The organism is Mycobacterium sp. NGS58 (genome assembly GCF_059812385.1).
This window is the reverse complement of record NZ_JCALCO010000019.1, coordinates 100,405-125,666: the sequence shown is the minus strand read 5'-3', so window position 1 is coordinate 125,666 and position 25,262 is coordinate 100,405. Positions and strand designations below refer to the sequence as shown.

Annotated in this window: 27 protein-coding genes; 10 read left to right on the top strand and 17 right to left on the bottom strand. The window is 65.6% G+C overall.

Features of this window, described 5'->3' with window-relative positions; genetic code table 11:
- Nucleotides 1-9 precede the first annotated feature (9 nt).
- The 8 genes from AC5Y4H_RS18395 to AC5Y4H_RS18360 form a co-directional block, all read right to left on the bottom strand.
- Nucleotides 10-465: a hypothetical protein gene (locus AC5Y4H_RS18395; RefSeq protein ID WP_499983797.1), complete on the bottom strand. Its 456-nt coding sequence runs from the start codon at nucleotides 463-465 to the stop codon at nucleotides 10-12.
- 305 nt (nucleotides 466-770) lie between these two features.
- Nucleotides 771-890 carry a helix-turn-helix domain-containing protein gene (locus tag AC5Y4H_RS18390; protein ID WP_499983796.1) on the bottom strand — a complete coding sequence of 40 codons (120 nt, stop codon included), beginning with the start codon at nucleotides 888-890 and terminating at the stop codon, nucleotides 771-773.
- Between the two features lie 143 nt (nucleotides 891-1,033).
- Nucleotides 1,034-2,335, bottom strand: a complete 1,302-nt coding sequence (locus AC5Y4H_RS18385) for a DNA primase family protein (protein WP_499983816.1) — start codon at nucleotides 2,333-2,335, stop codon at nucleotides 1,034-1,036.
- Between the two features lie 74 nt (nucleotides 2,336-2,409).
- Nucleotides 2,410-3,441, bottom strand: a complete 1,032-nt coding sequence (locus AC5Y4H_RS18380; RefSeq protein ID WP_499983795.1) for a bifunctional DNA primase/polymerase — start codon at nucleotides 3,439-3,441, stop codon at nucleotides 2,410-2,412.
- A 133-nt stretch (nucleotides 3,442-3,574) separates the two neighbouring features.
- On the bottom strand, nucleotides 3,575-3,754 hold the full coding sequence (locus AC5Y4H_RS18375; protein WP_499983793.1) for an excisionase family DNA-binding protein: 180 nt from the start codon (nucleotides 3,752-3,754) through the stop codon (nucleotides 3,575-3,577).
- A gap of 191 nt (nucleotides 3,755-3,945) precedes the next feature.
- Nucleotides 3,946-5,073 carry a tyrosine-type recombinase/integrase gene (locus AC5Y4H_RS18370; protein WP_499983792.1) on the bottom strand — a complete coding sequence of 376 codons (1,128 nt, stop codon included), beginning with the start codon at nucleotides 5,071-5,073 and terminating at the stop codon, nucleotides 3,946-3,948.
- A gap of 344 nt (nucleotides 5,074-5,417) precedes the next feature.
- Nucleotides 5,418-5,747 carry a hypothetical protein gene (locus AC5Y4H_RS18365; RefSeq protein ID WP_499983791.1) on the bottom strand — a complete coding sequence of 110 codons (330 nt, stop codon included), beginning with the start codon at nucleotides 5,745-5,747 and terminating at the stop codon, nucleotides 5,418-5,420.
- Between the two features lie 353 nt (nucleotides 5,748-6,100).
- Nucleotides 6,101-6,601 carry a nitroreductase family deazaflavin-dependent oxidoreductase gene (locus AC5Y4H_RS18360; RefSeq protein WP_499983789.1) on the bottom strand — a complete coding sequence of 167 codons (501 nt, stop codon included), beginning with the start codon at nucleotides 6,599-6,601 and terminating at the stop codon, nucleotides 6,101-6,103.
- A 146-nt stretch (nucleotides 6,602-6,747) separates the two neighbouring features.
- On the opposite strand from AC5Y4H_RS18360, the gene AC5Y4H_RS18355 reads away from it, so the two are divergent.
- Nucleotides 6,748-7,377: a VldE C-terminal domain-containing protein gene (locus AC5Y4H_RS18355; protein ID WP_499983813.1), complete on the top strand. Its 630-nt coding sequence runs from the start codon at nucleotides 6,748-6,750 to the stop codon at nucleotides 7,375-7,377.
- Nucleotides 7,378-7,391: 14 nt separating this feature from the next.
- On the opposite strand, the gene AC5Y4H_RS18350 is transcribed toward AC5Y4H_RS18355, so the two are convergent.
- Complete coding sequence (locus AC5Y4H_RS18350) at nucleotides 7,392-7,892, bottom strand: Rv2253 family sensor-like surface protein (protein ID WP_499983787.1); 501 nt, start codon at nucleotides 7,890-7,892, stop codon at nucleotides 7,392-7,394.
- A 69-nt stretch (nucleotides 7,893-7,961) separates the two neighbouring features.
- Nucleotides 7,962-8,531, bottom strand: a complete 570-nt coding sequence (locus AC5Y4H_RS18345; RefSeq protein ID WP_499983785.1) for an NUDIX domain-containing protein — start codon at nucleotides 8,529-8,531, stop codon at nucleotides 7,962-7,964.
- A 34-nt stretch (nucleotides 8,532-8,565) separates the two neighbouring features.
- On the opposite strand from AC5Y4H_RS18345, the gene AC5Y4H_RS18340 reads away from it, so the two are divergent.
- Nucleotides 8,566-8,937, top strand: coding sequence for a nuclear transport factor 2 family protein (locus AC5Y4H_RS18340; RefSeq protein WP_499983784.1), 372 nt, complete (start codon nucleotides 8,566-8,568; stop codon nucleotides 8,935-8,937).
- Nucleotides 8,938-8,975: 38 nt separating this feature from the next.
- Here AC5Y4H_RS18340 and AC5Y4H_RS18335 read toward each other — a convergent pair whose 3' ends face one another.
- Complete coding sequence (locus AC5Y4H_RS18335; RefSeq protein WP_499983783.1) at nucleotides 8,976-9,881, bottom strand: sensor domain-containing protein; 906 nt, start codon at nucleotides 9,879-9,881, stop codon at nucleotides 8,976-8,978.
- 438 nt (nucleotides 9,882-10,319) lie between these two features.
- Here AC5Y4H_RS18335 and AC5Y4H_RS18330 point away from each other — a divergent pair, with 438 nt between their 5' ends.
- Nucleotides 10,320-12,047, top strand: a complete 1,728-nt coding sequence (locus AC5Y4H_RS18330) for an NAD-binding protein (RefSeq protein ID WP_499983782.1) — start codon at nucleotides 10,320-10,322, stop codon at nucleotides 12,045-12,047.
- A gap of 30 nt (nucleotides 12,048-12,077) precedes the next feature.
- On the opposite strand, the gene AC5Y4H_RS18325 is transcribed toward AC5Y4H_RS18330, so the two are convergent.
- Nucleotides 12,078-12,956, bottom strand: a complete 879-nt coding sequence (locus AC5Y4H_RS18325; RefSeq protein WP_499983812.1) for an LLM class flavin-dependent oxidoreductase — start codon at nucleotides 12,954-12,956, stop codon at nucleotides 12,078-12,080.
- Nucleotides 12,957-13,022: 66 nt separating this feature from the next.
- Between AC5Y4H_RS18325 and AC5Y4H_RS18320 the strand changes: the two genes are divergently transcribed.
- Both AC5Y4H_RS18320 and AC5Y4H_RS18315 read left to right on the top strand, forming a co-directional pair.
- Nucleotides 13,023-13,436: a VOC family protein gene (locus AC5Y4H_RS18320; RefSeq protein WP_499983781.1), complete on the top strand. Its 414-nt coding sequence runs from the start codon at nucleotides 13,023-13,025 to the stop codon at nucleotides 13,434-13,436.
- 48 nt (nucleotides 13,437-13,484) lie between these two features.
- Nucleotides 13,485-13,874 carry a VOC family protein gene (locus tag AC5Y4H_RS18315; RefSeq protein ID WP_499983779.1) on the top strand — a complete coding sequence of 130 codons (390 nt, stop codon included), beginning with the start codon at nucleotides 13,485-13,487 and terminating at the stop codon, nucleotides 13,872-13,874.
- A 17-nt stretch (nucleotides 13,875-13,891) separates the two neighbouring features.
- On the opposite strand, the gene AC5Y4H_RS18310 is transcribed toward AC5Y4H_RS18315, so the two are convergent.
- The 3 genes from AC5Y4H_RS18310 to cysD are packed head-to-tail and all read right to left on the bottom strand — an operon-like array spanning nucleotide 13,892 to nucleotide 17,217.
- Nucleotides 13,892-14,377: an Rrf2 family transcriptional regulator gene (locus AC5Y4H_RS18310; protein ID WP_499983778.1), complete on the bottom strand. Its 486-nt coding sequence runs from the start codon at nucleotides 14,375-14,377 to the stop codon at nucleotides 13,892-13,894.
- A gap of 57 nt (nucleotides 14,378-14,434) precedes the next feature.
- Nucleotides 14,435-16,276, bottom strand: a complete 1,842-nt coding sequence (gene cysC / locus AC5Y4H_RS18305) for an adenylyl-sulfate kinase (RefSeq protein ID WP_499983777.1) — start codon at nucleotides 16,274-16,276, stop codon at nucleotides 14,435-14,437.
- The gene (gene cysD / locus AC5Y4H_RS18300; protein WP_499983775.1) at nucleotides 16,276-17,217 is read right to left on the bottom strand and encodes a sulfate adenylyltransferase subunit CysD; all 942 of its coding nucleotides are present in this window, start codon (nucleotides 17,215-17,217) and stop codon (nucleotides 16,276-16,278) included. The genes cysC and cysD overlap by 1 nt, the downstream gene beginning before the upstream one ends.
- A gap of 187 nt (nucleotides 17,218-17,404) precedes the next feature.
- Here cysD and AC5Y4H_RS18295 point away from each other — a divergent pair, with 187 nt between their 5' ends.
- On the top strand, nucleotides 17,405-17,842 hold the full coding sequence (locus tag AC5Y4H_RS18295; protein WP_499983771.1) for a PaaI family thioesterase: 438 nt from the start codon (nucleotides 17,405-17,407) through the stop codon (nucleotides 17,840-17,842).
- 3 nt (nucleotides 17,843-17,845) lie between these two features.
- On the opposite strand, the gene AC5Y4H_RS18290 is transcribed toward AC5Y4H_RS18295, so the two are convergent.
- On the bottom strand, nucleotides 17,846-18,337 hold the full coding sequence (locus tag AC5Y4H_RS18290) for a beta-class carbonic anhydrase (protein ID WP_499983770.1): 492 nt from the start codon (nucleotides 18,335-18,337) through the stop codon (nucleotides 17,846-17,848).
- Between the two features lie 212 nt (nucleotides 18,338-18,549).
- Here AC5Y4H_RS18290 and AC5Y4H_RS18285 point away from each other — a divergent pair, with 212 nt between their 5' ends.
- From AC5Y4H_RS18285 to AC5Y4H_RS18270, 4 genes are read left to right on the top strand one after another with little or no spacing between them, the layout of a single operon-like run.
- Nucleotides 18,550-19,527, top strand: coding sequence for an ABC transporter permease (locus AC5Y4H_RS18285; RefSeq protein ID WP_499983768.1), 978 nt, complete (start codon nucleotides 18,550-18,552; stop codon nucleotides 19,525-19,527).
- On the top strand, nucleotides 19,524-20,450 hold the full coding sequence (locus AC5Y4H_RS18280; RefSeq protein WP_499983766.1) for an ABC transporter permease: 927 nt from the start codon (nucleotides 19,524-19,526) through the stop codon (nucleotides 20,448-20,450). The genes AC5Y4H_RS18285 and AC5Y4H_RS18280 overlap by 4 nt, the downstream gene beginning before the upstream one ends.
- Nucleotides 20,447-22,285, top strand: a complete 1,839-nt coding sequence (locus AC5Y4H_RS18275; RefSeq protein ID WP_499983765.1) for a dipeptide ABC transporter ATP-binding protein — start codon at nucleotides 20,447-20,449, stop codon at nucleotides 22,283-22,285. Before AC5Y4H_RS18280 ends, AC5Y4H_RS18275 begins: the two co-directional genes overlap by 4 nt.
- Nucleotides 22,278-23,963 (top strand): ABC transporter family substrate-binding protein, encoded by a 1,686-nt coding sequence (locus tag AC5Y4H_RS18270; RefSeq protein WP_499983764.1) that lies wholly within the window; start codon nucleotides 22,278-22,280, stop codon nucleotides 23,961-23,963. The genes AC5Y4H_RS18275 and AC5Y4H_RS18270 overlap by 8 nt, the downstream gene beginning before the upstream one ends.
- Here the strand turns inward: AC5Y4H_RS18270 and AC5Y4H_RS18265 are convergent.
- Nucleotides 23,950-25,194, bottom strand: a complete 1,245-nt coding sequence (locus AC5Y4H_RS18265; protein ID WP_499983763.1) for an alpha/beta hydrolase — start codon at nucleotides 25,192-25,194, stop codon at nucleotides 23,950-23,952. The two genes, AC5Y4H_RS18270 and AC5Y4H_RS18265, sit on opposite strands and share 14 nt — an antisense overlap.
- Nucleotides 25,195-25,262: the final 68 nt, after the last annotated feature.

Here is a 25,262-nt window from a genome sequence, read left to right as displayed (position 1 = left end):
AGGCCTTGCTCAAGCTCCGTCATCGCCGGTGCCGTAGTCGACCGTGATCTCGTGGTTGGCCCAAGAGACGAACTCTCGCTGCGCAGCACCGTTCAACGGTGCAGTCGGCGTAGCCGCCGTGTGCCGGTCAGTCGGCATCGTGAACGCTGCCCGATCCGTGAGGCCCTGAACGAAGCCGCCTGTGCCGCTGCCGGAATGCGTGAGGTTCCAAAGCTCCTCGACCTCGCCGCGCTGGCTTGTTCTGGTGGCGGTGTAGGTGTCGACGACGGCGGGCCAGCCTTGCTCGATGGCCACGCGCAGCAGCGCCCGCTCGAGGGGCAAATCCTGGTTAAGCAGTGCTGCGCGCATCAGCGTGACGGCGCCGTTGACGTCGCCTTCGTCCTCGAGCCGGGCCACGCGCTCGGCCGCGTCGCGGTAGCTGATGGTCAGCGCTGGATGGCTGCCCTCGGATGCATTGCGGTCCAACAGTTTGGACGTCAGCGAGCTACGGCGCTCGTCTGCCTCGCGTTGCCGCTGGTCGTGCAGTTCTTTCAGCGCAGCGTCCGTCTGCTCACGCAGCGTTGCGATGCGTTCGTTCTTTCCGACTGGGGATAGGTGGGCGTCGTTCCTGATGGCGTCGGCTCGGGTTTCGTACTCTTCCCGGATCGCGAAGGCGGCTTGCTGGTGCCTGTCGAGCGGTGCTGGTGTGCCGCCGAGCGCGGTGCGCAGGCGTCGCCGAGGGCTTCACGGTTGCTGTCGGGTGATGTCATGGTGTTATCTCCTTTGTTGGGTCAGGCGTTCAGTGCTTGAACGGTGTTCAGGTGTTGCCGGTGTATCAGGTAGCGGTTGCCGTGCTGGCGCGCCGGAAGGCGTTTGCGGGCAATCCAATTCCTGATACTGCGGTCGGTCACTCCCGCGGCTTTGGCGGGCGGTCATGCTGGTGCGATTCCGGTGGGATTGCGAATTGACCTGCGGTAATGACGCACATGACGCATGAAACGTTTGTTTCTTATGTGCGCGCGCGTAGGGCGAACAGGTTGATGCGTCATATGCGTCATGCATCATGGTCGGAAACCTCCACCATGAGCCCGATTCCGTCGCGCCAGCGGCCGGCGGTAGTTCTGCTGGTCACTGGGTAGCCCTTCGCGTCGAGCGCCAGGCCGAACATCTTCTGGCTCATGTGGTCGGCGCCGTCCGTCTCGCGCCACCGCTCCCACTGTTCGAACAGTTGCCCCGTCGTGGCTTTCACCGCAGGGCTGGACGTGACGCAACACTCGTCGATGAAGCGGGCCACCGCGTCGCTTGCCTTCTTGTAGGTTTCGGTCGCACCCAACACTTCCAGCGGCTCATCCAGGCCGACGTCCTCGTACTGGCGCCAGCCTGCGACCGCCCAGGCCAGGACCGCGTCAGCCTCGGCTTGCAACCGCTCGTCAAGGTCGGGGTCACGTTCGCCCGGTGGGATCGCCACGTTGAACGGGACGACCCGCAACCGACGCCAGAGCGCCGGGTCGTCGCCCGACACCTTCGGCAAGTGGTTCGTAATCAGCAGCGCCATATGCGACGGCTCGAACTCGACGAAGTCCTGCCGCATCCGGCGCGCCCGGATGGTGTCACCGCCGGTCAACCGCTTCACGGTGGTTTCGGCGAGCCGCCGCTCCCGTTCGGATTCGCTGACCACGACCAGTCGGCGTCCCAGCAGGTCCATTTCGCCGGTGGGGTGGGCGTTTTGGCGGTGCATGAGCAGATCGGGCTCGACGGTGCTGGCGTAGTCACCGAGACTCCACATCACCGACTTGTAGAACACCGACTTGCCGTTGGCGCCGGTGCCGGTCAGGATCGCCAAGATGTGCTCGATGACCTTGCCGACCAGGCCGACGCCGATGACGCGCTGAAGATAGGCGCGCACAGGCTCGTCCGGCAAGACGCGCTCGAGGAACGCCGACCACGTCGCCCCCGGTGCCGCCGGGTCATATGCGCCGCGGGTCACCTTGGTGATGCGGTCGGCGGGATCGTGGGCGCGAAGTTCCATCGTCCGCAGGTCGAGGGTGCCGTTGGCGGTGTTCATCAGGTAGGGGTCGGCGTCTAGGTCGCGCACGGTGGCCGCGAAGCCGGTCAGTGCGGCCGCGACCGCCAGCACGCCGGCGATGCCGTTGGCTGACTCGCATTTGCGGACATCACGCCGGAGTTCCTTGTCGTCCAAGGACTCCGAGAGCGCCGACCGGAGCACATCAAGCACCGCACGGTGGGCGGTTCCGAAATCGTCTTGTGCCCAACGCTTCCCGTCCCAGAAGTGCCAGCCCACACTATGGACGTACAGCAACCTGTTGTGATACTTGTCAAGCAGGCGGTAGGCCATGCGTACCTGGCCGGAGTGGGCGCTGTCCGGCGGTCGGTTGTCGGTCACGATGCCGGCGATGTTCGGTTCGATGGTCACTGATGGTCCTCTAATGCGATGGTGTAGGCGGGGTCAATTGGCCGGTGCTCGGGCGGGTGCTCGGGTTCGGTGCGCGCCCACGCGCTGTTCAATGTCTTTTCCGCATAGGCGTCGGAATGGCCTAGTGCCATAGCGATCCGCTTCATTTCGTCGCGGGCGGCGCCCGCGACGATGTGGCCACCCTTGGCGAGACCGAACAGTCGATACGCGACGGACGTGAGAGTGTCGTCCACTCCCGTGCCGTTCTTCCCGCCGATGGTGGCGTTCGACAGCCGGTCGAGCTCACCAGCGACAACCGCGGCGACGTAGACCGGGTTCTCGCCGGAGGCGGCGGGCTGTCGCGGCGGTCCGACATACCGCGGTGTCGCTGGGGGCGGCTTGCAGATGGCTTTCCGCCACGCCTCGGGCGCTACAGCAGGCAGCCCGCTCGGCAGGCCGCTGGCATCTGGATTGCGCCACTTGTAAACGCCCATGGGACGCTGCGAGGGTGGTGCCACCACATAGCCTGTGCGGCCGATCTTGATGTCCACGCCGGGGCCGATGGTTTTGCAAACCCTTGTGGTGTCGCCGATCTCGAGCCAGATGTGCAGCCCGCCGGTTGCGGTCTCCGCGATCCACGTCTCCGGCAGAGGGCCGAGTTCGCCGATCAGTCGCTCCAGCGTTTTGCGGCCGGGCTTCCCATTGGACACGTCAACGTCGATGACGGCGGTATTGGGCCACGGCCTGATCCCGATGTTCGCGTCGGGGTAGCGGTCCCACCATTCACGGATGACGTCGGGGTCCACGGCGGCGTCGTGCAGGCCGTGGCCGAGCCGACCGCATCCGCCCTTGCATTTGCCGTAGAGCGGGTCGCCCTCTGCGTGAGCGCTAGGGAAGAGCGGGAACTTCGTGCCGGGTCGTAGCGGAAACGGCGGAATGTTCGCGGCGGCGTAGACCTGCGCGGCGGTGGGGATGTCGTGTGCGCCGGGTGCTGTAGGCTCTTCATTACCGAGGTCGTTTCCTGTTGGCGCGGCGGCGGTCTCGGACAAAATGGTTAGGTCAGCCCCTCGGTGCAACACAGGAGGGCTTTCCGCATTATCTGCAGTTGTTGACATGATTGAGCTCCGATTCAGGTGGGTGTTTGGACCGGGCCCGCCCTGAAAGCGTTGTGGGCTTGACTGATTACGCGCCGACCGGTTGGTTCACCTTGACGACGTCATCCGACCAGACCCTGATGAGCTTCGGCCCGACGCGGTGCGCAGGTAGATGACCCGCAGCGATCCAGCGGCGCACGGTAATCGTGCTGACCCCTTTTTCTTTGGCGACTCGTGGGATGTCCCACTCTTCACGTTGCTTTGTCATACAGCTATTGTCACAGGTAATCTTGACGCTCCTGTGTGAACAGCAACGAAATGCACTGTCTTAGTAAACATTTGAGCCGCCTAGCTACCTGTAGACGAATCTACAACGCGCATGCAACAACACTGGGCACCATTTCCAGCAAACGTGAAACAGTCATAACCAGTAACAGTGACGTCGCTCACGAGCGTGACCTACAGGTCGGGGCCAACCAATTTCGACAACGCCGCAGCGACCTCGGCGTCCCGGCCAGCGGCGATGCTCTGGTAACGAAGACTGGCTGCGACAGTGCTGTGCCCGAGCCGCTGCATCGTCTCACGCAGATTTCCGACGCGCGCTGCCGAGGTACCGGCGAAGTGCCGCAGATCGTGGATGGTTGGCCGCGGCAGTTTCTCGCCGTCGCGCCCGATGCTGTCCAGGGCGGTGACGTAGTAATCGCGAAACACCCTGTCGTTCAAGTGGCATCCGTCCAACGTGGGCGGGAACAGCAGCTCCTTAGCGCCCTTAGGTACGTGGCGGGTCAGGTGGTTCTCGAGGTCGGCGCGGATGTGCGGCGGCACCACCACCAGCCTGCCCTTGCCGGACTTCGGTGTGTCGATTATGCAGCCCTTGCGATGCGTGGCGCCGCGGGTGATCGTGATGGTCGCGCAGTCCTTGCCGACGTCCTTACGGCGCAGCTCGATCAACTCACCCCAGCGCGGGCCGCACCACGCGGCGACCAAGATCAGTGCCTTGAGGCGCTCTGGTTTGATCGCGTCGGCCAGCGCGGCGACCTCGGCCGTCTCGAGGATGACGGGCTGGCGCTTGGTCGGCGACTGCATCGCCTTGGTGATGTGACACGGGTTAGTCGGCAGAATCTGGTCCACGACAGCGGTCGCGAACACGCTGTGCAGCAGCTGGTACGCATGGGCGCGGGCGGTCGGCTTGGTCGCGTCCAGGCCGGCGAACCACGAGCGCACCGCCTCGGCGGTGACGTTGCGCAAGGGCAGGCGACCCAGGCTGCTGTCAGTGATGTGCCGGGCCAGCGTCGACTCGTAGCCGATGCGCGTCCGCGGCTTCAGCGGCCGCTGCTCGACCCACTTCTCGGCGTACTCGGCCACGGTCACGCCGCCGGCCAGACGTTCCGCTTCGCGCTGCGCGGGCGGGGTCCAGATGCGGAACTCGACGAGCCGCCGCTCGTCCGCGAGCCAGCCCTCGGCGTCCATCTTGGCGGTGTACGTTGACCTCGCTGTGTGCCGCACCAGGTCTGGGCCGACGTAGGACGCTTGCCAGCGCCCGGACGGCAGCTTGCGGATCTTGCCCCATGATCGGCGGTCACCCATCCCGCTACCCTTCAGTCGTGCCCCCGACGTGTCCTAGATGTGATGATTGAAGCATATGTTTGCATACATATGCACACACTGTAGGATAGTCATACCAGCAGCTCAAAGGCGAAAATCGCAGCTAACTTCTGGTACTGACATCATACGGCACGGCATTTTCGAATCCTGCCGGGGGCACCACCTGCCCAGCGCGAATCCAAGTCCGCGCGAGCTTCGCCCGACTTAGAGCAGCGTCTCCCGATCGAAGGCACAGGGCGGTTCGCCCAACGAATTAGACGACGACACAGGTGCGATCCGGATTTGTTAAGCGAAATCCGGATGCCACCTCTGAAATGTTCCGATGATTATTTGCGGGTATTCGCATAACCCCCGCTGTGACGTGAATATCTGCGCTTAATGCTCACCGCCGATTTGAAAAGCGACCATTGCCGCTTGGCTGGCTTGGGTTCGTCGACGATATCGCCCGGATCGTAGCGATCGGGTGTGCAAGGGAAGAAGTTCACCCTGCTGTGGAGGAGCACTGGCTCCGCCCAATAATTCTTGTCCACATCCTTGATGAATTGTTGAGCGGCATCCAAAGTGTCCATGACGTCTACCACACGCTCGTTACGAAAATTCGTGTGCTCGACCGCCCACACTTCCGTGGGCCATTCAGTCGCAAACAACACCGTCATGGCGTCGGTCCGATCGCTACTGATTCAGCTCGTATGCTCGCCGCCGACTCGTCCGGATTGCTGTCTAGAGGTGATTGGCACGCTTTGTCGTAGCAAGTCGAAGTTGTCGGGATGCCGAAGAAATTCAGCATAAGCAAAGTAGGCATCTCCTGATGAGGATAACCAGATGCTATGGACGCGGCTGAAATCACGGTCGCGAACCCGAGAGCGCCCGTCATCGCCATTTTCATAACGTTCATTGGCTAACTGTAAGGACATCAATCGCCAGACTCGCTGGCCGTGTTTTTTTCGTAACTTATTCGGAATGCTTCTTAGACACACGTATAAGCGTGTGCGAAGATACCGGCTGACTTTCAGCTTCTGGCCAGCACAAACGCCTCGATGTGTCGATCTCCGGCCCGAACTTCGTACTTTCGCCAGCCGGGATACAGCTCGACACCTTTTGCCCAGATCTCGTCGCGCTCGCGTGGCGTTGCGAGCCGGGCGGTGGCGTGCCAGGTATCGCGACCGATAGTGACCGTGGCTTCCGGGTTGGCTTTCAGATTGTGGTACCAGGCCGGATGCTTGGTACCACCGAAGTTGGACGCGATGAGGCTCACGCCGTCGGGATGCGGGATGCCGTAGACGGCGACGGTGCGCGGTTCGCCGGATTTGGCGCCGGTAGTGGTGAGCGTGACCACGGGGATCCCGGTCGCGACCGCGGCGAAACTGCTCCTACCACCGGTGCTTTTGGTGATGAGCCGGTCGAGGTGGTGCGCGGTCGGGCGAAGAAGCGCCGCGCCGACGGTGGTGGAGGCGAAGCGGCGCATCGTCCGATGAAAGGCATTCGCATCGTCAAACGATCGCGCAGGCATGGAGCCATTGTGGTCCCCGGGGGCATCGCGAACAAGCAATTGGAAAACGCACCCCACGCGTCACAAACGACATTAAGCTGCTGGTCGTGGGCGCGAAGGTGTTGGCTAAAGGCAGGGGGCGATGGCTGGCGGTCGCGGCTTCGCTGATGGTCTCCGCCGCGATGATCCACGCGCAGGGCACCAAGACACGGTGCTGCGTCGAGACCCCCGCGGCGGCTCCCACCACCAGCGCGACGGCCGCTCCAACACCGCCCGCCAACGCGGCGCGTGCCGCCACCCCCGCCGAGGTGGAGGCATTGACGGCGATGGCACCGCCCGCCCCTTCCGCCGGCCAGCAGTTTCAGCTCGCCCTGCCTCGCGGCGTCGCGTCAGAGGAACGGTTGCAGGTCAAGACCATCTGGGCGGCCCGCGTCATCAGCGTGCTCTTCCCCCAGATCAAGACCATCGGCGGATACCGCGAGGACGCATTGCCGTGGCATCCAAACGGGCTGGCGATCGACGTGATGATCCCGAACTACCACAGCCCCGAGGGCATCGAGCTCGGCAACCAGATCGCCGGCTACGCGTTGGCGAACGCGAAACGATGGGGCATCAACCACGTGATCTGGCGGCAGAAGATCTATCCGGGCGTCGGCGGGGGCAACTGGATGGCGGACCTGGGCTCAGAGACCGCCGACCACTACGACCATGTCCACATCGCCACCGGCGGCGGTGGCTACCCGACCGGGCACGAAACCTATTACATCGCCTCGATGACTCCTACGCCGCGGGACTGATCGAGGCGTCTCCGTCATGCCGCGGCGAAAGCCGCCACCGGCATTTCGACGCTCCCCTGGCAGGGACCGCTGTTGATGTCTGTGTGCCATGTCCCGCGTAGCGACCCATCGAGCTGCGGTGCGTAGAAGGCCCACGACCTCGCCGGTGCCCACACCTTCGGAACCCCTTCGCCCATATAGCAATCCCACTGGAAGTCGAAGCGCTCGACCCACTTGGCTCCGTCCCATGTGTAGTGCGAGGGCTGGGGCAGGGTCGGATTCTTCGGCGTCGGGCCGTTGGTGGCGGTGGCGATGCACTGTCCCGACGAGCATGCGGTGGTGAAGACGTAATCCGCACTGAAGGTCGGTTCGGCTTGCTTGGCGGCGACGCTGGTGCCGGACTTACTAATCGCGTACCTCACCAGCGAGTATTTGCCGTTCCACGATGGCGACATGGCATTCGCAGACACGCCGGGTCCGCCGACGAGCGAGGCGGCGGCAGCAAGCACCGTAACTACCCGAAGCATCGGCCGCATTGCGTCAATGGTGGGCGTTCGATGACGCGGCGCGGTCTCGGCGCGGACACGATCGCGGTGCCGCGGAATTCACCGCGCCCGCAGGAGGAACAACGCGTAGGCGGCAACCGACTGCGCGTCGGCGATGACTCCGCCACGAATCATCTGCTCGACCTCTTCGCGCGGAAACCACGCACTACGCATGTCCTGCTCCTCGTGCTCGCGGTCGGCTTTCCCCTCGGCGATACCCGTGGCCAAGAACGCCCAGCCGCGTTGACTGGTCATTCCGGGAGCGACATCGAGCCGGCCGAGCGCTTCGAAGGACGTTGCGCGCAATCCGGTTTCCTCACGTAACTCGCGTTCGGCCAGCGCGGCCGGCTCGGCGTGGGCCAGATCGGGAGCGGTGCCCTGGGGAAACTCCCAGCGTCGCTCATCGAGGGGGTAGCGAAACTGCTCGACCAGCCGGAAGCGCCGCCCGTCGTAGGGCATGACGAGCGCGTAGGCCGGCTTGTCGACGACGCTGTAGATACCCACGCTACCGTCGGGGCGACGGATGTCATCCTCTCGCAGCACCATCCACGGATTCCGATAGATCTCACGGCTCGCGAGGCGTTCGATGAAAGTCACGACGCCAGTATTGCCGCGAATAGCACAACGCATCCGGTGGCAACGGTAAGGAGTAGCGTCCGAGGCTATGCCGTCCCCGGAAGCCATCACCGAGACCGTCGACCGCTACCTCGCGCTGGTCGCCACCGGCACCGCCGACGACATCGTGGCGCTCTACGCCGATGACGCCACGATCGAGGATCCGATCGGATCCGACATTCGCCGCGGTCATGACGCCATCCACGCGTTCTATGCGGGGTTCCAGGACGCGAAGAAGGACACCGAACTCGCCGAATTGCGGATCTCCGGCAGCGAAGCCGCCTTCTTCTGGCATCTGACGCTCGACGCCGGTGACAGCCGCACCCGAATCTCGCCGATCTCGACGATGTCGTTCAACGAAGACGCCAAGATCACCTCGATGCGCGCGTTCTGGTCACCCGCGGACGTTCAAGTCCCCTAGATCGGTCGGGTGCCTCGCCAATTCTGTTGGCCCGCAGCTCAACTTGGAATCCGGCCCAGGATGCCCTGCACGAGCGTGGTGGCGTCGTCCCCGAGATCGCGTCCGATGACGTCGACGTCGACCACGACGTTGGCCTTGGCCGCGATGGCCCGCAGTGCGCTGGTGTGCTGGCTGCCGACGTCGGTGGTCCTCCCGTTGTCCTGCACGGTTCCCAGGGTGCTGCGCACCGATGTCACCGGGCCGGTTTGCACCGGTGTTCCGACGCCGTAGATCCCGGACACCCCGCCGTGCGAATACGTCAACTGCCTTCCGGCGCAGCCGTTGATCCGATTCGCGGCGCCAGTGACGAAACTCTTTGCGGCCGCGGCATTGTCGAATGTCGCGACGAACTCCGACACCCCGTGCGGGAAACCGTTGGTGTGCTGGCCCAGGTCCAGTCCGTAAATGGCACGGTAGCCGCTGTCGCGATAGGACGCCGTCAAGCCGTTGAATACCGCTTCGGTGCACTCCGGGGGGTCGAAGCTGTCGCCGGGCTGCAGCTCGTGCGTCTGGGTCCATGTCTTGTTGACGTACATGCCGGGCGCCTTGATGAGGCCGCCAACATCTTCCCCGGTGAGCACCAGCGACTGCAGGCCTTCGGGCGTCACCGACGGTTCCGGCGGTGCTGGCGTCGTGGCACTCGGCTTGGCCGCGCCCGCGGCGGTGGTTCCTCCGGAGTGCGCCGTTGGCTGGCCGGGGTGCTGGTCACCGAGGGTCGCCCACAGCGCCAGCGCCACCGCGGCGACGACGGTGAACGCGTACGACAGCGTCAGTCCTACCAGCGCGCGGTTGCGGCCCCGGTCGCCGCGCCGACGAATATCTCTGAGCGCGAAGTGGCCCAACACGGCTCCCACCGGGGCCAGCAGGAACGCGAATACGACCGACAGCGTCGCCAGCGTGTTCACCTCGCCGGAGGGCGGGAGCGGGGGCGGTTGGCCCGGCGGCGGAGGCGGCGGTGCGCCTGGGTCAAAGGGATTGGGCCAACCGGGGCCCGGCCAGCTAGCGGTCACGAGAGCGGGTGGTAGTCAGAGTCGTGGCCTCCCCGTCGGACTTCGCGCGCTCGACGGCGAAGCACAAGATGTGGTGATCCTAAGTGAGGTTGACGGGCTTGAGAATTCAGCCGGTCCTTCGTCGACTCCACCGCGTTTTCACGTGTGCTGCGCCAACCCGGTCAACCGTCTTCGCATTTGAGGACATGTCGCGCTGGCATCAATCGACATAGTGCCCGATAGTCAAAGCAACAAGTCAGCGCCGATGTCATCAGAGGTGGGGTTTATGCGTGATGACGACTCACCACGCTGGAGCGACCGCGATTGCGCCGGGGCCGTCGCGGCGGAATGCATATGAGCACACGCCGACACATCATCGTCAGCGGTGAGGATGTGCTCGCGACCACGATCGCGGAGGAATTGAACCGCGCGGGCGCCACGATCGTCAAGCTGCACAGCGAGGAGCTCAGCGGTGCCGACCTTGCCCGCGCAAGCGCCATCGTGTGCGCGGGGGCCGACGACGCGAAGAATCTCGAAATCGCTTTGCTGGCAAGGAAAACGAATCCCAACGTGCGGGTGGTTGCCCGCCTGGGCAACGACGTGCTGCGCGCAGCGGTGGCCGCCGACAACGGTCCGGGCGCCATCTTGGACGTCGCCGACCTTGCGGCGCCGTCGGTCGTCGAGGCGTGCCTGTCGAGCCACACGCACCCGGTCGAGGCGGCCGGGATCGAATTTCTGGTGTCGGGGGCCGAAGCGCCCCGCGACGCGACCCTTCGCGAAATCTACGGCGACCTGGCGCCGGTAGCCGTGATTCACGGCGAGAACTCCGCCACGCCCGCCGAGGTGGTGCCGTGTCCGGGACGAGATCATCAGGTGCGTGCCGGTGACTGGACGGCCATGATCGGCAGCGCCGATGAGCTGGCCGCGCGCGGGATAAAGACGCCCCGGCCGAGCGCCACACGCTCTCGGCAATCGTGGATGCGGCGCATTTCAGACGCCGCGCGGGCGATGCGCGACGACGTCAATCCCATGCTTTTCCCCGCGATACTGCTCGCGATCAGCCTCTTGCTCGCGTCGACGGTCGTCGTGCACTTCTCCTATACGAAGCCGCGGCTGTCCTGGCTGGATGCGCTGTATTTCACCGCGGAGACCATCACCACCGTGGGCTATGGCGAATTTGGCTTCGCCCAACAATCGGCGTGGTTGCGGATATTCGCCGTCGCCTTGATGTTCGCAGGCGTGACGACCACCGCGCTGCTCGTCGCGTTCCTGGCGGACTTGCTGCTGTCACGTCGCTTCCTGCAGTCGGCTGGGGTCCGGCGGGCGCGCCATCTGCGCGACCACATCATCGTGGTCGGGCTGGGCTCGTTCGGCAGCCGCGTCGTCGGTGACCTGACCGCCGCCGGATATGACGTCGCGGTGATCGAGCGCGACGAGAACAACCGGTTCCTGTCGACCGCAGACGAACTGGACGTGCCGGTGATCTTCGGGGATGCAACCCTGCGCCAGACGCTGGAGGCGGCCCGCGTCGACCGCGCCCGCGCCGTCGCGGTGCTGACTCAGGACGACATGGTCAACATCGAGACCGGAATCGTGCTGCGCGAGATGCTCGGTCCCCGGGTGATGCCTGAGGTCAACCGGCCCGACGTGCCGATCGTGCTGCGAATCTATGACCGTACCCTCGGCGACGCGGTGGCCAAGCGGTTCGGTTTCGAGAACGTTCGCTCGACCGTCGACCTCGCCGCGCCCTGGTTCATCGGAGCCGCGATGGGCCTGCAGGTGCTGGGGACGTTCTCGGTCGGGCAGCGTTCGTTCATGGTCGGCGCCATGCACGTGGCGGACGGTAGCGAACTCGACGGGCTGCGGATGTTCGAGATGTCCACCCAGACTCGTGTCATCGCGATCACCCGCCGGGACACGCCCCTCGAGCTGCACCCACGCCGGGACGCGTGGCTTCGCGGCGGCGACACCGTGTACCTGGTGGGGCCGTACCGCGAGCTGCTGGAGACGCTGCGCAAGGGACAGCCGCCCCAGGAGCCTGCGGCGAATGACGAGCGCCGGACCGACAAAGCGACGACCTGAGGCCGGCCGGTTCCGCCATGGCGCGGGAGACTACAGCCGTGCCGCCACGTCCGCGGCGCGACGAAGCTGATCGACATCCGAGCTCGTCGGGATGAGCTGAACCTCGTCGGTGCCGATCGCCTCGAAGCTGCGCAGCACGTTCAGCAGCTCGTCTTCGCTGCCGGCCCAGCCCGTCATCGGCGCCATCGCGTCGACGTATTCGGCCGGAATCCAGTTCATGTAGCGCCGCAGATGACTGTGGATCTGGGCGCGAGACCCCTCGGGCGACCCGAACGCAAACCAGAACGACGTGATCAGGTGCGGTTTCGGCTTGCCGGCCTCGACCCAGGCTGCTCGGGTCACGTCGAACAGCTCGTTCTGCTTGGCGACGTCGAGGTCGAGGGTGGTGCCGGCCAGCCCGTCGGCCCACGCGGCCGCGCTGCGGATGGTTTTAGGCCCGATAGTCCCGACGAACAAGGGCGGCCCGCCGGGCTGGACCGGCGCCGGCCCGACCGGCAGCACCGAGTCCGAGGTCTTCTCCCCCGCCCAGACGCGCCTCATCACCGCCACGCGTTCGGCCATGCCGCGCATCGTCTGTGTCGCCGGATCGGCGCTCACGGCGTGGTAGTCCTCGTGCCGGCCGCCCACCCCGATGCCCACGGTCAACCGGCCGCCGCTGAGCAGATCGCCGGTGGCCAGGCCTTTGGCGAGCATGACGGGATCATGTAGCTGCGGCACGATGACGGTCGTGAGCAGCCGCACCCGGTTGGTCCAGGCGGCCAGCGCTCCCAGGAGTGTCAAATTGTCCGGGTTGTCGAAGGCGATCCGCTCGCCCCAGCACAGCGACGAGAAGGGTCCCTCGTCGATGGCCCGCGCCCACGTCTCGAGCACCCTCGCGTCCAGATCCGGCTCCATCACCGGCATGGTCATCGCAATCCGCACGACGGCGATTCTGGCATGTTTAACATGCGGCCTTTCAGTGGAACCATGGTGCGAATGGCGTTCACGAGTAGTTCCATCGCGCATGTGCGACTGACCGTCACCGATATCGAGCGGTCGCGGCAGTTCTACGAGAGCGTGTTCGGTTGGCCGGTGCTGCTGGAAGTCCCCGAAAACGCCGACGAACCCACCCGCAATCAGTTGAGCTTCCTGTTCGGCGGCGTCATCTACGACCTCGGCGGCACGCTGCTCGGGCTGCGGCCGGTCGCCGCTGACCGCTTCGACGAGGATCGTGTCGGGCTGGACCACATTGCCTTCCGCCTCGCCAGCAAAGATGAATTGGATTCGGCGGCAGCGCATCTCGATGACCTCGGCATCGTTCACGAGCCGGTCAAAGACATCGGGCCCTCCTACATCCTGGAGTTCCGCGACCCCGACAACATCGCCCTGGAGCTAACCGCGCCGAAGTAACGCGGGCGTTGGCGGGCCGGGCATCGGAGTGGTTGACTGGAAAGAACTATGACCATCAGCTTCAACCACACCATCGTCGCGTCACGGGACAAACGCGAATCCGCCGAGTTTCTCGCCGAGCTCCTCGGTCTGCCGAGCCCAAAGCCGTTCGGCCACTTCATGGTTGTCGAACTCGAGCACGGCGTGAGCCTCGACTACGCGGACGCGCCCGAAGGCGCGGACATCCCACGGCAGCACTACGCGTTCTTGGTTTCCGAGCAGGAGTTCGACACCATCTACGACAGGATCCGGTCACGCGGTCTGCAGCACTGGGCCGATCCGGGCGCCAAGCGCCCCGGCGAGATCAACCACAGCCACGGCGGCCGGGGGGTTTATTTTCCGGATCCCTCCGGCCATGCCATGGAGATCCTCACCAGCCCGTATGGATCGGCGGGCTGAGCGAGCGACCGCTGCGCCTAGTCGCCGGTGCGGGCTGTGCCGTGTCGCCGGCTTTCCTGGTCGCGATAGTCGTCGGCCAGCTGCACCACATGCTTGGGCAGGCCACCGGTGGCGACGTCGGCCAGCGTCGTTTCTTCGAGCACCGACCGCATGCTGGCCCGCAGCGCGCGCCAGACATCGGTGAGCGCCGCCGTCGGTCCGGAGTACGGCAAGTCGCCGAGTCCGATGTCGCGGACACTGGCCAGCGGTCCGTCGATACAGCGCAGCACGTCGGCGATGCTGATGTCTTTCCCGGAGCGGGCCAATTCGTAGCCACCCTCGCGACCGCGATGGCTTCGCACCAGCCGGTCGGTGCGCAGGTTGGTCAGGATGTCGACGAGGAATTGCGGCGGAATGCCCTGGGCGTGGGCGAGATCGTCGGTCTTCACCAGCGTTCCGTCGGGCACCGTGGCGAGCTGAATCATCGCCCGCACGGCATACTCCGCCTTCGCCGACATGCGCACGCACAGGATTGTGCCACCCGACGACACAAATTCGGCGCAGCCTGGCTGATCCGGCGGCTAACCGCGTGATTCGAGCAGGTCGATGAGCGCCTGGGCCTGCTCCTCGACGGTCGCGTCCGGGGTGAGCCGAAGATCGGGGTGCACCGGCACCTGATATGGGCTGTCGATGCCGGTGAACTGGCTGATCTCCCCCGCGCGCGCCTTGGCGTACAAGCCCTTGGGATCGCGCTTCTCGCATTCCTCGATCGGGGTGTCACAGAAGACCTCGATGAAATCGAAGCCGGCGTCGGCGTGCACATTGCGGGCCAGTGCGCGTTGCTCGGCCAGCGGACTGATCGCCGGCACCAGCACGACGTTGCCACAGTCGGCCAGCAGTGCCGCAACGTGCGCAAGCCTGCGCAGGTTTTCGGCTCGGTCGGCCATGGAAAAGCCCAAGTCGGCGTTGAGCCCGTGCCGCAGATTGTCACCGTCGAGAACGTAAGCCAGAGCTCCCCTTTCGAGCAGCTTCTGCTCGACCAGCATGGCCACCGACGACTTGCCGGAACCGGACAAGCCCGTGAACCACACCGTCTTGCCCCGGGGCCGGGCCTCGGCGATCGCGGATGACTTGTGCCGCACGGTGTTCGGGCTCGCGGCCTGCGCGGACGCGTCGCGCAACACCATGCCGGCCGCCACCGTTCCGTTGGTGTGCGGGTCGATGAGGATGAACGACCCGGTGCTGGGGTTGCGGGTGTACTCGTCGAGCAGCAGCGGGACCTGGGTGCGCAACGAAATGCGGCCGAGTTCGTTGAGCTGCAACGCCGTTGCTGACTTGTCGCGGTGCAGCGTGTTGACATCCAGTCGGTAGTCGAGCGCGGTCACCTTGGCGTGCGTGGTGCGGGTGGTGTGCTTGATGACGTAGTCCCGCCCGGGTTCGAGAGTCGCGGTGTCGGCCATCCAGCACACCGTCGCATCGAACTCCCGCGCCACCCGGGGCTGATTGTGGGTGCGGGCGATCAGATCGCCGCGCGAAATGTCGATCTCGTCGGCCAGGGTCAGCGAAACGGCCATGGGCGGGAAGGCTTCTGCCACTGGACCGTTCGGCCCATCGATGGCGGTGATGCGGGTGCGCTTGCCGACCGGCAGCACCACCACTTCGTCGCCGGGGCGCATGACCCCGCTCGCAACGGTACCCGCGTAGCTGCGGTGGTCCTGGTGCTCGCGAGTGTGCGGGCGGATGACGTACTGAACCGGGAATCGCACGTCGACCATGTTGCGGTCACCCGCGATGTACACCTCTTCGAGGTGCGAGAGCAACGCCGGGCCCTCGTACCAGGGGGTGTGGTCCGACTTGGTCACCACGTTGTCGCCGTGCAGCGCCGAAAGCGGGATGGTGGCCACGTCGTGCACGTCCAGGCGTGCGGCGAAGGCGTGGAATTCATCCCTGATCGCCTCGAATTTTTCTCTGTCCCAACCGATCAGGTCCATCTTGTTCACAGCGAGCACGATGTGCTGGATGCCCAGCAGGGACGCCAGAAAGGCGTGCCGGCGGGACTGCTCGAGCAGGCCGTGCCGCGCGTCGACCAGCACGATCACCAGTTGGGCGGTAGATGCGCCGGTCACCATGTTGCGGGTGTACTGGATGTGGCCGGGAGTGTCGGCGATGATGAATTTCCGCTTGGGAGTGGCGAAGTAGCGGTAGGCGACGTCGATGGTGATGCCTTGTTCGCGCTCGGCCCGCAGGCCGTCGGTCACCAGCGCCAGATCGGTGTAGTCGTGTCCGCGGTCCTTGGACGTCTGCTCCACCGCCGCCCACTGGTCTTCCATGACGGCCTTGGAGTCATACAGCAGGCGACCGATCAGCGTGGACTTGCCGTCGTCGACGGAACCCGCTGTCGCCAGGCGCAATAACGTGGTCATCAGAAGTATCCCTGCCGTTTGCGGTCTTCCATGCCTGCCTCAGAGATCCGGTCGTCGGCCCGGGTGGCCCCGCGTTCGGTCAGCCGCGACACCGCGGTCTCGGCGATGACCTCGTCCACCGTCGCGGCCTCGGACTCCACGCATCCGGTGCATGTGACGTCCCCGACGGTGCGGAAACGCACGGTCGTTTCGAACACCGGCTCGTCGGCACCTGGGCGCATGTTGCGGTCCACCGCCAGCAGCATGCCGTCGCGGCGAAACACCTCGCGCCGGTGCGCGTAATAGATCGAGGGCAGCGCGATGTTCTCGGCACCGATGTAGGACCAGATGTCGAATTCGGTCCAGTTGGACAACGGGAACACCCGGATGTGCTCGCCCTTGTGATGGCGGCCGTTGTAGAGGTTCCACAGCTCGGGGCGCTGGGCCTTCGGATCCCACTGACCGAACTCGTCCCGGAAGCTGAACACACGCTCCTTGGCGCGGGCCTTCTCCTCGTCGCGCCGCGCTCCCCCGAACGCGGCGTCGAACTTGTTCTCCCGGATGGCGCGCAGCAGAGTCACGGTCTGGATCGAGTTGCGTCCCTGGCGTGGCTCGACGACCCGCCCGGCGTCGATGTCCTCCTGGACCGAGGCGATCACCAGGCGAACACCGTGCTCGGCCACCAACTCGTCGCGGGTCGCGATCACCTCGTCGAAGTTGTGGCCGGTGTCGACGTGCATCACCGGGAAGGGCAGCCGGCCCGGACGGAACGCCCGCAGCGCCAGATGCAGCATGACGATGGAATCCTTGCCGCCGGAGAACAGCAGCACCGGCCGCTCGAACTCGGCGGCCACCTCACGAATGATGTGGATCGCCTCTGCCTCCAGCGAGCGCAGATGACTCAATTCGTACTGTCCGGCGGCGGGGGCCACCTGCAGATCACCGGCCATAGCTTTCCTCATAAAACTTGGTAGAACTGGCCATATTTAGCATCTTAACAAGCTATAAGACCAGTTCGGGCCGGCGCTGTCAACCTCAGCGCTTGCGACGGTCCGCACCGCGTGACGCGCACGCCAGACGCCGGACACATCGGGCCACGAGTCGCGGCGGCACTTTCCCGCCCGTCCGGGGGTACGACAGCATGGACGGATGACCGTCTCCCCCGAACCTGTCTCGTCCGCACCGAGCGGTCGCGACGTCATCGCGCAGTTCCTCCCTCACTCCCCGTTCGTCGTCAAGCTGGGCATCGTCGCCGACCGGCTCGAAGAGGGCGAAGTGCGGTTACGGCTGCCCTGGGACCCTGCCAACGTGACCATCGGCGACATGGTCCACGGCGGAGCCATCGCCACGCTCGCCGATCTCACCGTCATGGCGGCGGCGTGGTGCGGCGCGCAGGCGCCGCCCGAGCTGCGGGGCGTAACGGTGTCGATCACGCTCGACTTCATGGCACCGGCCCGGGCCACCGACCTGATCGGCGTCGGCCGGGCGCTGCGGCGCGGCCGGTCACTGGTCAATTGCGAGGCCGAGATCGTCGACCCGCAGGGCACGCTGGTCGCCAAGGCGCTGGCGACCTACAAGGTCGGCTGAGCCCTAGAGCGTGACCTCGTCGAGCTTGCCGGTGGCCACGTCGAAGACGAATCCGCGCACGGAGACGTGCTTGGTGACGAACGGGCTGCCCTCGATGCGGCGCAGCGATTGCCGGACATCCTCGGCGAGGTCGCCGAAAGCCTCTGCCGCCCATGGCGGTTTGACCCCGGTCTCCTCCTGGATACTGCGCTTGAAGTCGTCGTCGGTGAAGGTGAGCATGCCGCAATCGGTGTGATGGATCAGGATGATCTCCCGCGTCCCGAGCAAGCGCTGGCTGATAGCCAGCGAGCGGACGACGTCGTCGGTGACCACCCCGCCGGCGTTGCGGATGACGTGAGCCTCCCCTTCGTTGAGCCCGAGGATGCGGTACACGTCGAGCCGGGCATCCATACACGCGACGACCGCGACATGTTTGCCCGGCGGCATCGGCAGCGGACCCTCGAAGGTGCTCGCATATTCGGCGTTGTTGGCCAGGTATTCGTCGGTAACCGTCACGCAAGCCTCCTCGACAGTGTCACGGCCTGATCCGTGCTGCGTTTGCTGCACGGCTCGGCACCGCGGTGGATCCTAACAACCGATCACACGCGATTCACGCATGAGAATCAACCGGATCCGAAGGCGAAACAACGCGCCGGGCGCCGCAGGAGCGACGCTGTGCTGCCGGCTCGATAGCCTGTCCCAATGCGGCGTGGGGTGTGCGGGCGGCAATGACTCGGTTCCTGGCACGCCGGTTGCTCAACTACGTTGTGCTGCTGGCGTTGGCATCCTTTCTGACGTTTTGCCTGACGTCGGTGGTCTTCAGGCCACTGGACAGCCTGTTGCAGCGCAACCCCCGCCCGCCGCAAGCCGTGATCGACGCCAAGGCTCACACGCTCGGTTTAAACGAGCCGATACCGATCCGCTACGCGCATTGGGCGTCGCACGCGGTGCGCGGAGACTTCGGCAAGACCGTCACCGGGCAGCCGGTCGGAACGACGCTGGGTCGTCGCATCGGGGTCACCCTGCGCCTGCTCGTCATCGGTTCGCTGGTGGGGACCGTGCTGGGCATAGCGGCCGGGGCGTGGGGTGCCATTCGCCAGTATCGACTCAGCGACCGCGTGGTCACCATGGTGGCGTTGCTGGTTCTCAGCACGCCGACATTCGTGATCGCCAGCCTGCTGATCCTTGGCGCACTGCGGGTGAACTGGGCCGTGGGCGTCCACATCTTCGACTACACCGGGGAGACCTCACCGGGGGTGAGCGGTGGGACGGGCGCGCAACTGCTCGACCGGTTACGGCATCTGGTCTTGCCGTCGCTGACGCTGGCGCTGGCCGCCGCGGCGGGATACAGCCGATATCAGCGCAACGCGATGCTGGACGTCCTCGGCCAGGATTTCATTCGCACGGCGCGCGCAAAAGGGCTCACCCGCCGGCGGGCGCTGGTCAAGCACGGGCTGCGTACCGCACTGATCCCGCTGGCCACCCTGTTCGCCTATGGCGTGGCCGGACTGGTCACCGGCGCGGTGTTCGTGGAGAAGATCTTCGGCTGGCACGGCATGGGCGAATGGCTGGTGCAGGGCATCGCGACTCAGGACACCAACATCATCGCGGCGATCACGTTGTTCTCCGGCGCCGTGGTGCTGCTGGCCGGGCTGCTGTCGGACGTGTTCTACGCGGCCCTTGATCCACGGGTGCGGGTGTCATGACATCCCAGGCGAACATCGATGCCGCCCACGGGTTTTCGAGCCACGAAGTCGCGGACTTCACCTCACGCCGCACCCTGGTGCTTCGGAGGTTCGCCCGCAACAGGTTCGCGGTGGCATCGCTGACGTTGTTGGTGTTGCTGTTCGTCGGTTGCTACGCCTTGCCCGCGGTGCTGCCCTATTCCTACGAAGACCTCGATTTCACCGCCCTGCTGCAGCCGCCGAACGCGCGCCACTGGCTGGGCACCAACGCCCTGGGTCAAGACCTGCTGGCGCAAATCCTGCGCGGGATGCAGAAGTCGATGCTGATCGGTGTCTGCGTGGCGGTCATCTCCACCGGCATCGCCGCCACCGTCGGGTCCGTGGCAGGCTATTTCGGCGGCTGGCGCGACCGCGTGCTGATGTGGCTGGTCGACCTGCTGCTGGTGGTGCCCAGTTTCATCCTCATCGCCATCGTGACACCGCGAATCAAGAACTCGGCCAACGTCTTGATGCTGGTCCTGCTGCTGGCCGGATTCGGCTGGATGGTCAGCTCGCGCATGGTGCGCGGTATGACCATGAGTCTTCGGGAACGCGAATTCATCCGGGCTGCAAGGTATATGGGGGTTTCCAGTCGCCGCATCATCGTCGGTCACGTGGTGCCCAACGTGGCGTCGATTTTGATCATCGACGCCGCGCTGAACGTCGCATCGGCTATTCTGGCCGAAACCGGCTTGAGCTTCCTCGGTTTCGGCATCCAGCCACCGGACGTGTCGCTGGGAACGTTGATCGCCAACGGCACCCAGTCGGCGACCACCTTTCCCTGGGTGTTTCTGTTTCCGGCGGGGGTGCTGGTGCTGATCCTGGTGTGCGCCAACCTCACCGGCGATGGCCTGCGGGATGCGCTCGACCCGGGCAGCTCGGTGCTGGGCGGTGGTGGTCGATGAGCACGCTGCTCGAGGTGACCGACTTGGCGGTCACCTTCCCGACGGGTGGCGCGCCGGTGACCGCGGTGCGCGGTGTCAGCTACCGCATCGAACCGGGCGAGGTCGTGGCGATGGTCGGCGAATCCGGTTCGGGCAAGTCTGTCTCGGCCATGGCGGCCATCGGCCTGTTACCCGAGTACGCGCGGGTGCGCGGCTCGGTACGGCTGCATGACACGGAACTGCTGGGCCTTGGCGACGACGCGATGTCGCGCTTCCGGGGCAAGGCAGTCGGCATGGTTTTCCAGGATCCGATGTCGGCGCTGACACCCGTGTACACGGTCGGCGACCAGATCGCCGAGGCGATCGAGATCCACCAGCCGCGGGTGGGCAAGAAGGCCGCCCGCCGCAGAGCGGTCGAATTACTCGAGCTGGTGGGAATCGCGCAGCCAGAGCGGCGCGCCCGCGCGTTTCCGCATGAGCTATCCGGTGGCGAACGACAGCGGGTGGTCATCGCCATCGCCATCGCCAACGACCCCGACCTGTTGATCTGCGACGAACCCACCACCGCGCTGGATGTCACGGTGCAGGCGCAGATCCTCGAGGTGCTCAAAACGGCACGCGACATCACCGGCGCCGGGGTGCTCATCATCACGCATGACCTCGGCGTGGTCGCTGAGTTCGCCGACCGCGCCCTGGTGATGTACGGCGGGCGGGTCGTCGAATCCGCTTCCGTACGCGACCTTTACCGGGATCGTCGAATGCCCTACACCGTAGGGCTGCTGGGCTCGGTTCCGCGGCTCGACGCCGCCCAGGGCACGCGGTTGGTGCCGATCCCCGGAGCGCCGCCATCGCTGGCGGCCCTGGATCCGGGGTGCCCCTTCGCTCCACGCTGCCCGCTGGCCATCGACGAATGTCGGCTCGAGGAGCCGGAATTGGTCTCCGTGGGCACCGACCACCGGGCGGCGTGCATCCGCACCGACGAGGTCGACGGGCGCAGTGCCGCGGACATCTACGGCGTGCGCACCGAAGCTCGCCCAGCGGAAGAATCCGCTGACACATCGGTAGTCGTCCGCGTGCGTGACCTGACCAAGACCTACCGGCTGACCAAAGGCGTGTTCCGCCGCAGCGCCGGCGAGGTTCGCGCCGTCGACGGCGTCAGTTTCGAATTGCGGCAGGGCCGCACCCTGGGGATCGTCGGCGAGTCCGGTTCGGGCAAGTCGACCACCCTGCACGAGATCTTGGAACTCGCCGGGCCCCAATCGGGTTCGATCGAAGTGCTGGGCACCGATGTCACCGCGCTGAGCGCCGCCAGCAGGCGATCGATGCGGCGCGACATCCAGGTCGTGTTCCAGGACCCGGTCGCCTCGCTGGACCCGCGGCTGCCGGTATTCGAGCTGCTCGCCGAGCCCCTGCGGGCCAACGGATTCGACAAGGGCCGCGCCAACGTGCGCGTGGCCGAGCTACTCGACACCGTGGGACTGCGTCGCGCCGATGCAGACCGATACCCGGCGGAGTTCTCCGGCGGGCAAAAGCAGCGCATCGGCATCGCCCGCGCCCTGGCATTGCAACCGAAGATCCTGGCGCTCGACGAACCGGTTTCCGCGCTCGACGTGTCCATTCAGGCCGGGATCATCAACCTGCTGCTCGACCTGCAAGAGCGGCTGGACTTGTCTTACCTTTTTGTCTCCCATGATCTTTCAGTGGTCAAGCACCTCGCGCACCACGTCGTCGTGATGTATGCCGGCGCCATCGTGGAGCAGGGCGACAGCCGCCAGGTCTTCGCCCATCCGCAACACGAGTACACCCGCCGCCTGCTGAACGCGGTGCCGCAACCGGATCCGGGCCGGCGTGGCTAGCCGGGTCCTCAAGGCGGCCCGGGTCGCGACGGCTTTTGCCGCGATCGCCCTGGCGCTCGCGGGCTGCTCGCCGGCCGTCAACCTGATTCCGGAGACCGGCCACAACGCGCAGATCGGTTCGACGAGCGACGTCAACCCACACGATCCGGCGACCCTGCAAGACGGCGGCGACCTGCGACTGGCGCTGACCGACTTTCCGCCGAACTTCAACATCCTGCACATCGATGGCAACTCGGCCGACGTCTCCGCGATGATGAAGGCCACCTTGCCACGGGCTTTCATCATCGGGCCGGACGGCTCGACGACGGTCGACACCGACTACTTCACCAGCATCGAGCTCACCGGCACCGCGCCGCAGGTGGTTACGTACACGATCAACCCCCGTGCGGTGTGGTCCGACGGCACGCCGATCACCTGGGAAGACATCGCCAGCCAGATCCACGCTTTGAGCGGGGTCGACAAGGCCTTCGAGATCGCCGGGCCGAGCGGCGCCGACCGCGTCGCGTCGGTGACCCGTGGTGTCGACGACCGCCAGGCAATCATGACGTTCGCCAAGCCCTACGCCGAATGGCGGGGCATGTTCGCCGGCAACGGAATGCTGCTGCCCAAAAGCGTGACGGCCACGCCGGAGGCGTTCAACAAGGGTCAGCTGGAGGGACCAGGGCCGTCGGCCGGCCCGTTCGTCGTCTCCTCGCTGGATCGGACCACCCAGCGGATTGTGTTGAGCCGCAACCCGAAGTGGTGGGGGACGCGGCCTCGCCTGGACACCATCACCTACTTGGTGCTCGACGACGCCGCGCGGCTTCCGGCGTTGCAGAACAACACGATCGACGCGACCGGGGTAGGCACGATCGACCAGCTGACGATCGCTCAGCGCACCAAGGGGATCGCGATCCGGCGCGCGCCCGCCCCCGCCTGGTCGCACTTCACGTTCAACGGCGCCCCGGGCTCGATCCTGGCCGACAAGGCGCTGCGCGTCGCGGTGGCCAAGGGCATCGATCGGCAGACCATCGCCAAGGTCGTCCAATATGGCCTCACCAGTGACCCTGTGGCACTGGGCAATCACATCTATGTCGCCGGGCAGCAGGGCTATCAGGACAACAGCGCGGTCCTGCCCTACGACCCGGCAGCCGCCAGCCGGGAGCTTGACGCGTTGGGCTGGAAGCGAACCGGACAGTTCAGGGAGAAGAACGGACGCCGGCTGGTGATCCGCGATTTGTTCTACGACGCCCAGGGCAGCCGGCAATTCGCCCAGATCGCCCAGCACAGCCTCGGCCAGATCGGCGTCAAGCTCGAGCTCGTCTCGCGTTCGGGCAGCGGCTTTTTCACCAACTACATCAACGTCGGGGCCTTTGACATGGCTCAATTCGGTTGGCTCGGAGATGCTTTCCCGCTCTCGTCGCTGACCCAGATCTACAAGTCGGACGGCGAAAGCAATTTCGGTAAGATCGGCAGTGAGCAGATCGACGCCGCCATTGAAAGCACGCTGGAAGAACTCGATCCGGCGAAGGCGCGAGCGTTGGCCAGCGATCTCGACAAGATGATCTGGGCGGAGGGATTCAGCCTTCCGCTGACCCAGTCGCCCGGTGACGTCGCTGTACGCAGCACGCTCGCCAATTTCGGCGCGGCCGGTCTCGCCGACCTCGACTACACCGCCATCGGTTTCACGCGGAGTTGACCCGCCGCCGCAGCCGGTTCGGAATCGGTAGGGCGCCCTCGGCGACGGCCGCCGCTGCCAGCGCCTTCCACAGCAGCCGCACCTCGGGACGCGGCGGGAGCGCGTCCAGCGCCGATGCCTGTGCAGCAAGGCCATTGAGGTCGCCCCGCCGCACCGCATCGGCACTGGCGAGCGCCACGGGCTCACGAAAGTCCAGCGCGCTGTGTGCCATGTTCGGCAAGCTCAGGAGCACCGCATTAGGCAGCAGCGACGCGACACGTTGCGCGATGGCCGGAGGGGTGATCAGGTCACGGCCCCCGGAAACCACCGCGGTGGGCCAGGAGAATTTCGGCATCTCGGCCGGCAAGTCGTACGGCTCGTCCTCGAAAGTTACTCGCTGCGTGCGCGTTCTACTTTCGGCGACCGCGGGATCGAGCGGTAGGCCGTCAGGTTCCGCAGCGTAGTCCAGTTCGCGAAACGCGATGCGGCTCACCAGGTCTTCTTCATAGCGGAACGGCAGGTTGCTCAGGCTGGTGAACCGGGATAGCGTCCACCACAGCAATTTTCGACCGTCTAGCAGCAGGTCGAGTTGACGCTCGAGCAGGTCGGTTCCGCCGTAGCCGTAGATTGTCGCGACGACCTGGGTGGCCGTGGCATCCATGACGCCCGCATCGACGAGTTTGCGCATTTTCGGTGCTACCGAAGCGGTCTCGGGGCTTTCGCCCTTCAGCAGCAGCCGCCGGATCGCCCGGCGCACGATGACAATGTCGTGCCGGGACAGCAGCGGTGAATCGAGCACCATGCCGCGAACCCGATGTGGATGACGCACGCCGACGCCTGCCGCGATGTAAGTGCCGTAGGAGGCCCCGTAGATGACGGCCGACTCGACTTGGGCGTCGTCGAGCACCGCGGCCACGTCGTCGACCACCTGGTTCACGGTCATCGATTGCGGCGGCAGATCCGCGCCCGAATCGTCGTGGCGCGACATCCCCACCCCGCGGTGCTCGATCATGATGACGTCGAGACCGGCTACGGCGGCGCGCCGCCGTAGCCCTTTGTACATCTGCACCGACGCGACTCCCGGCCCGCCGGGGATGATGACCAGCGGATTGGCGGACTTGCGACCCGAGCGAACGTAAAACAGATCGAACTCTGCGGCACTGTGCGGTGAGATCGGCCGGCGCACGGGCCGAACGCCCGGCAGTTCGGCCAGCTTCTCCTGTATCCGGCTGCGCTTCGCGTTCGTCGTCATCAGTTCGGGTCCACCATGAGCCCATTCTGCAGGCAAGGCGACAGCGCGCGGCACCAAATCGCTCTGAC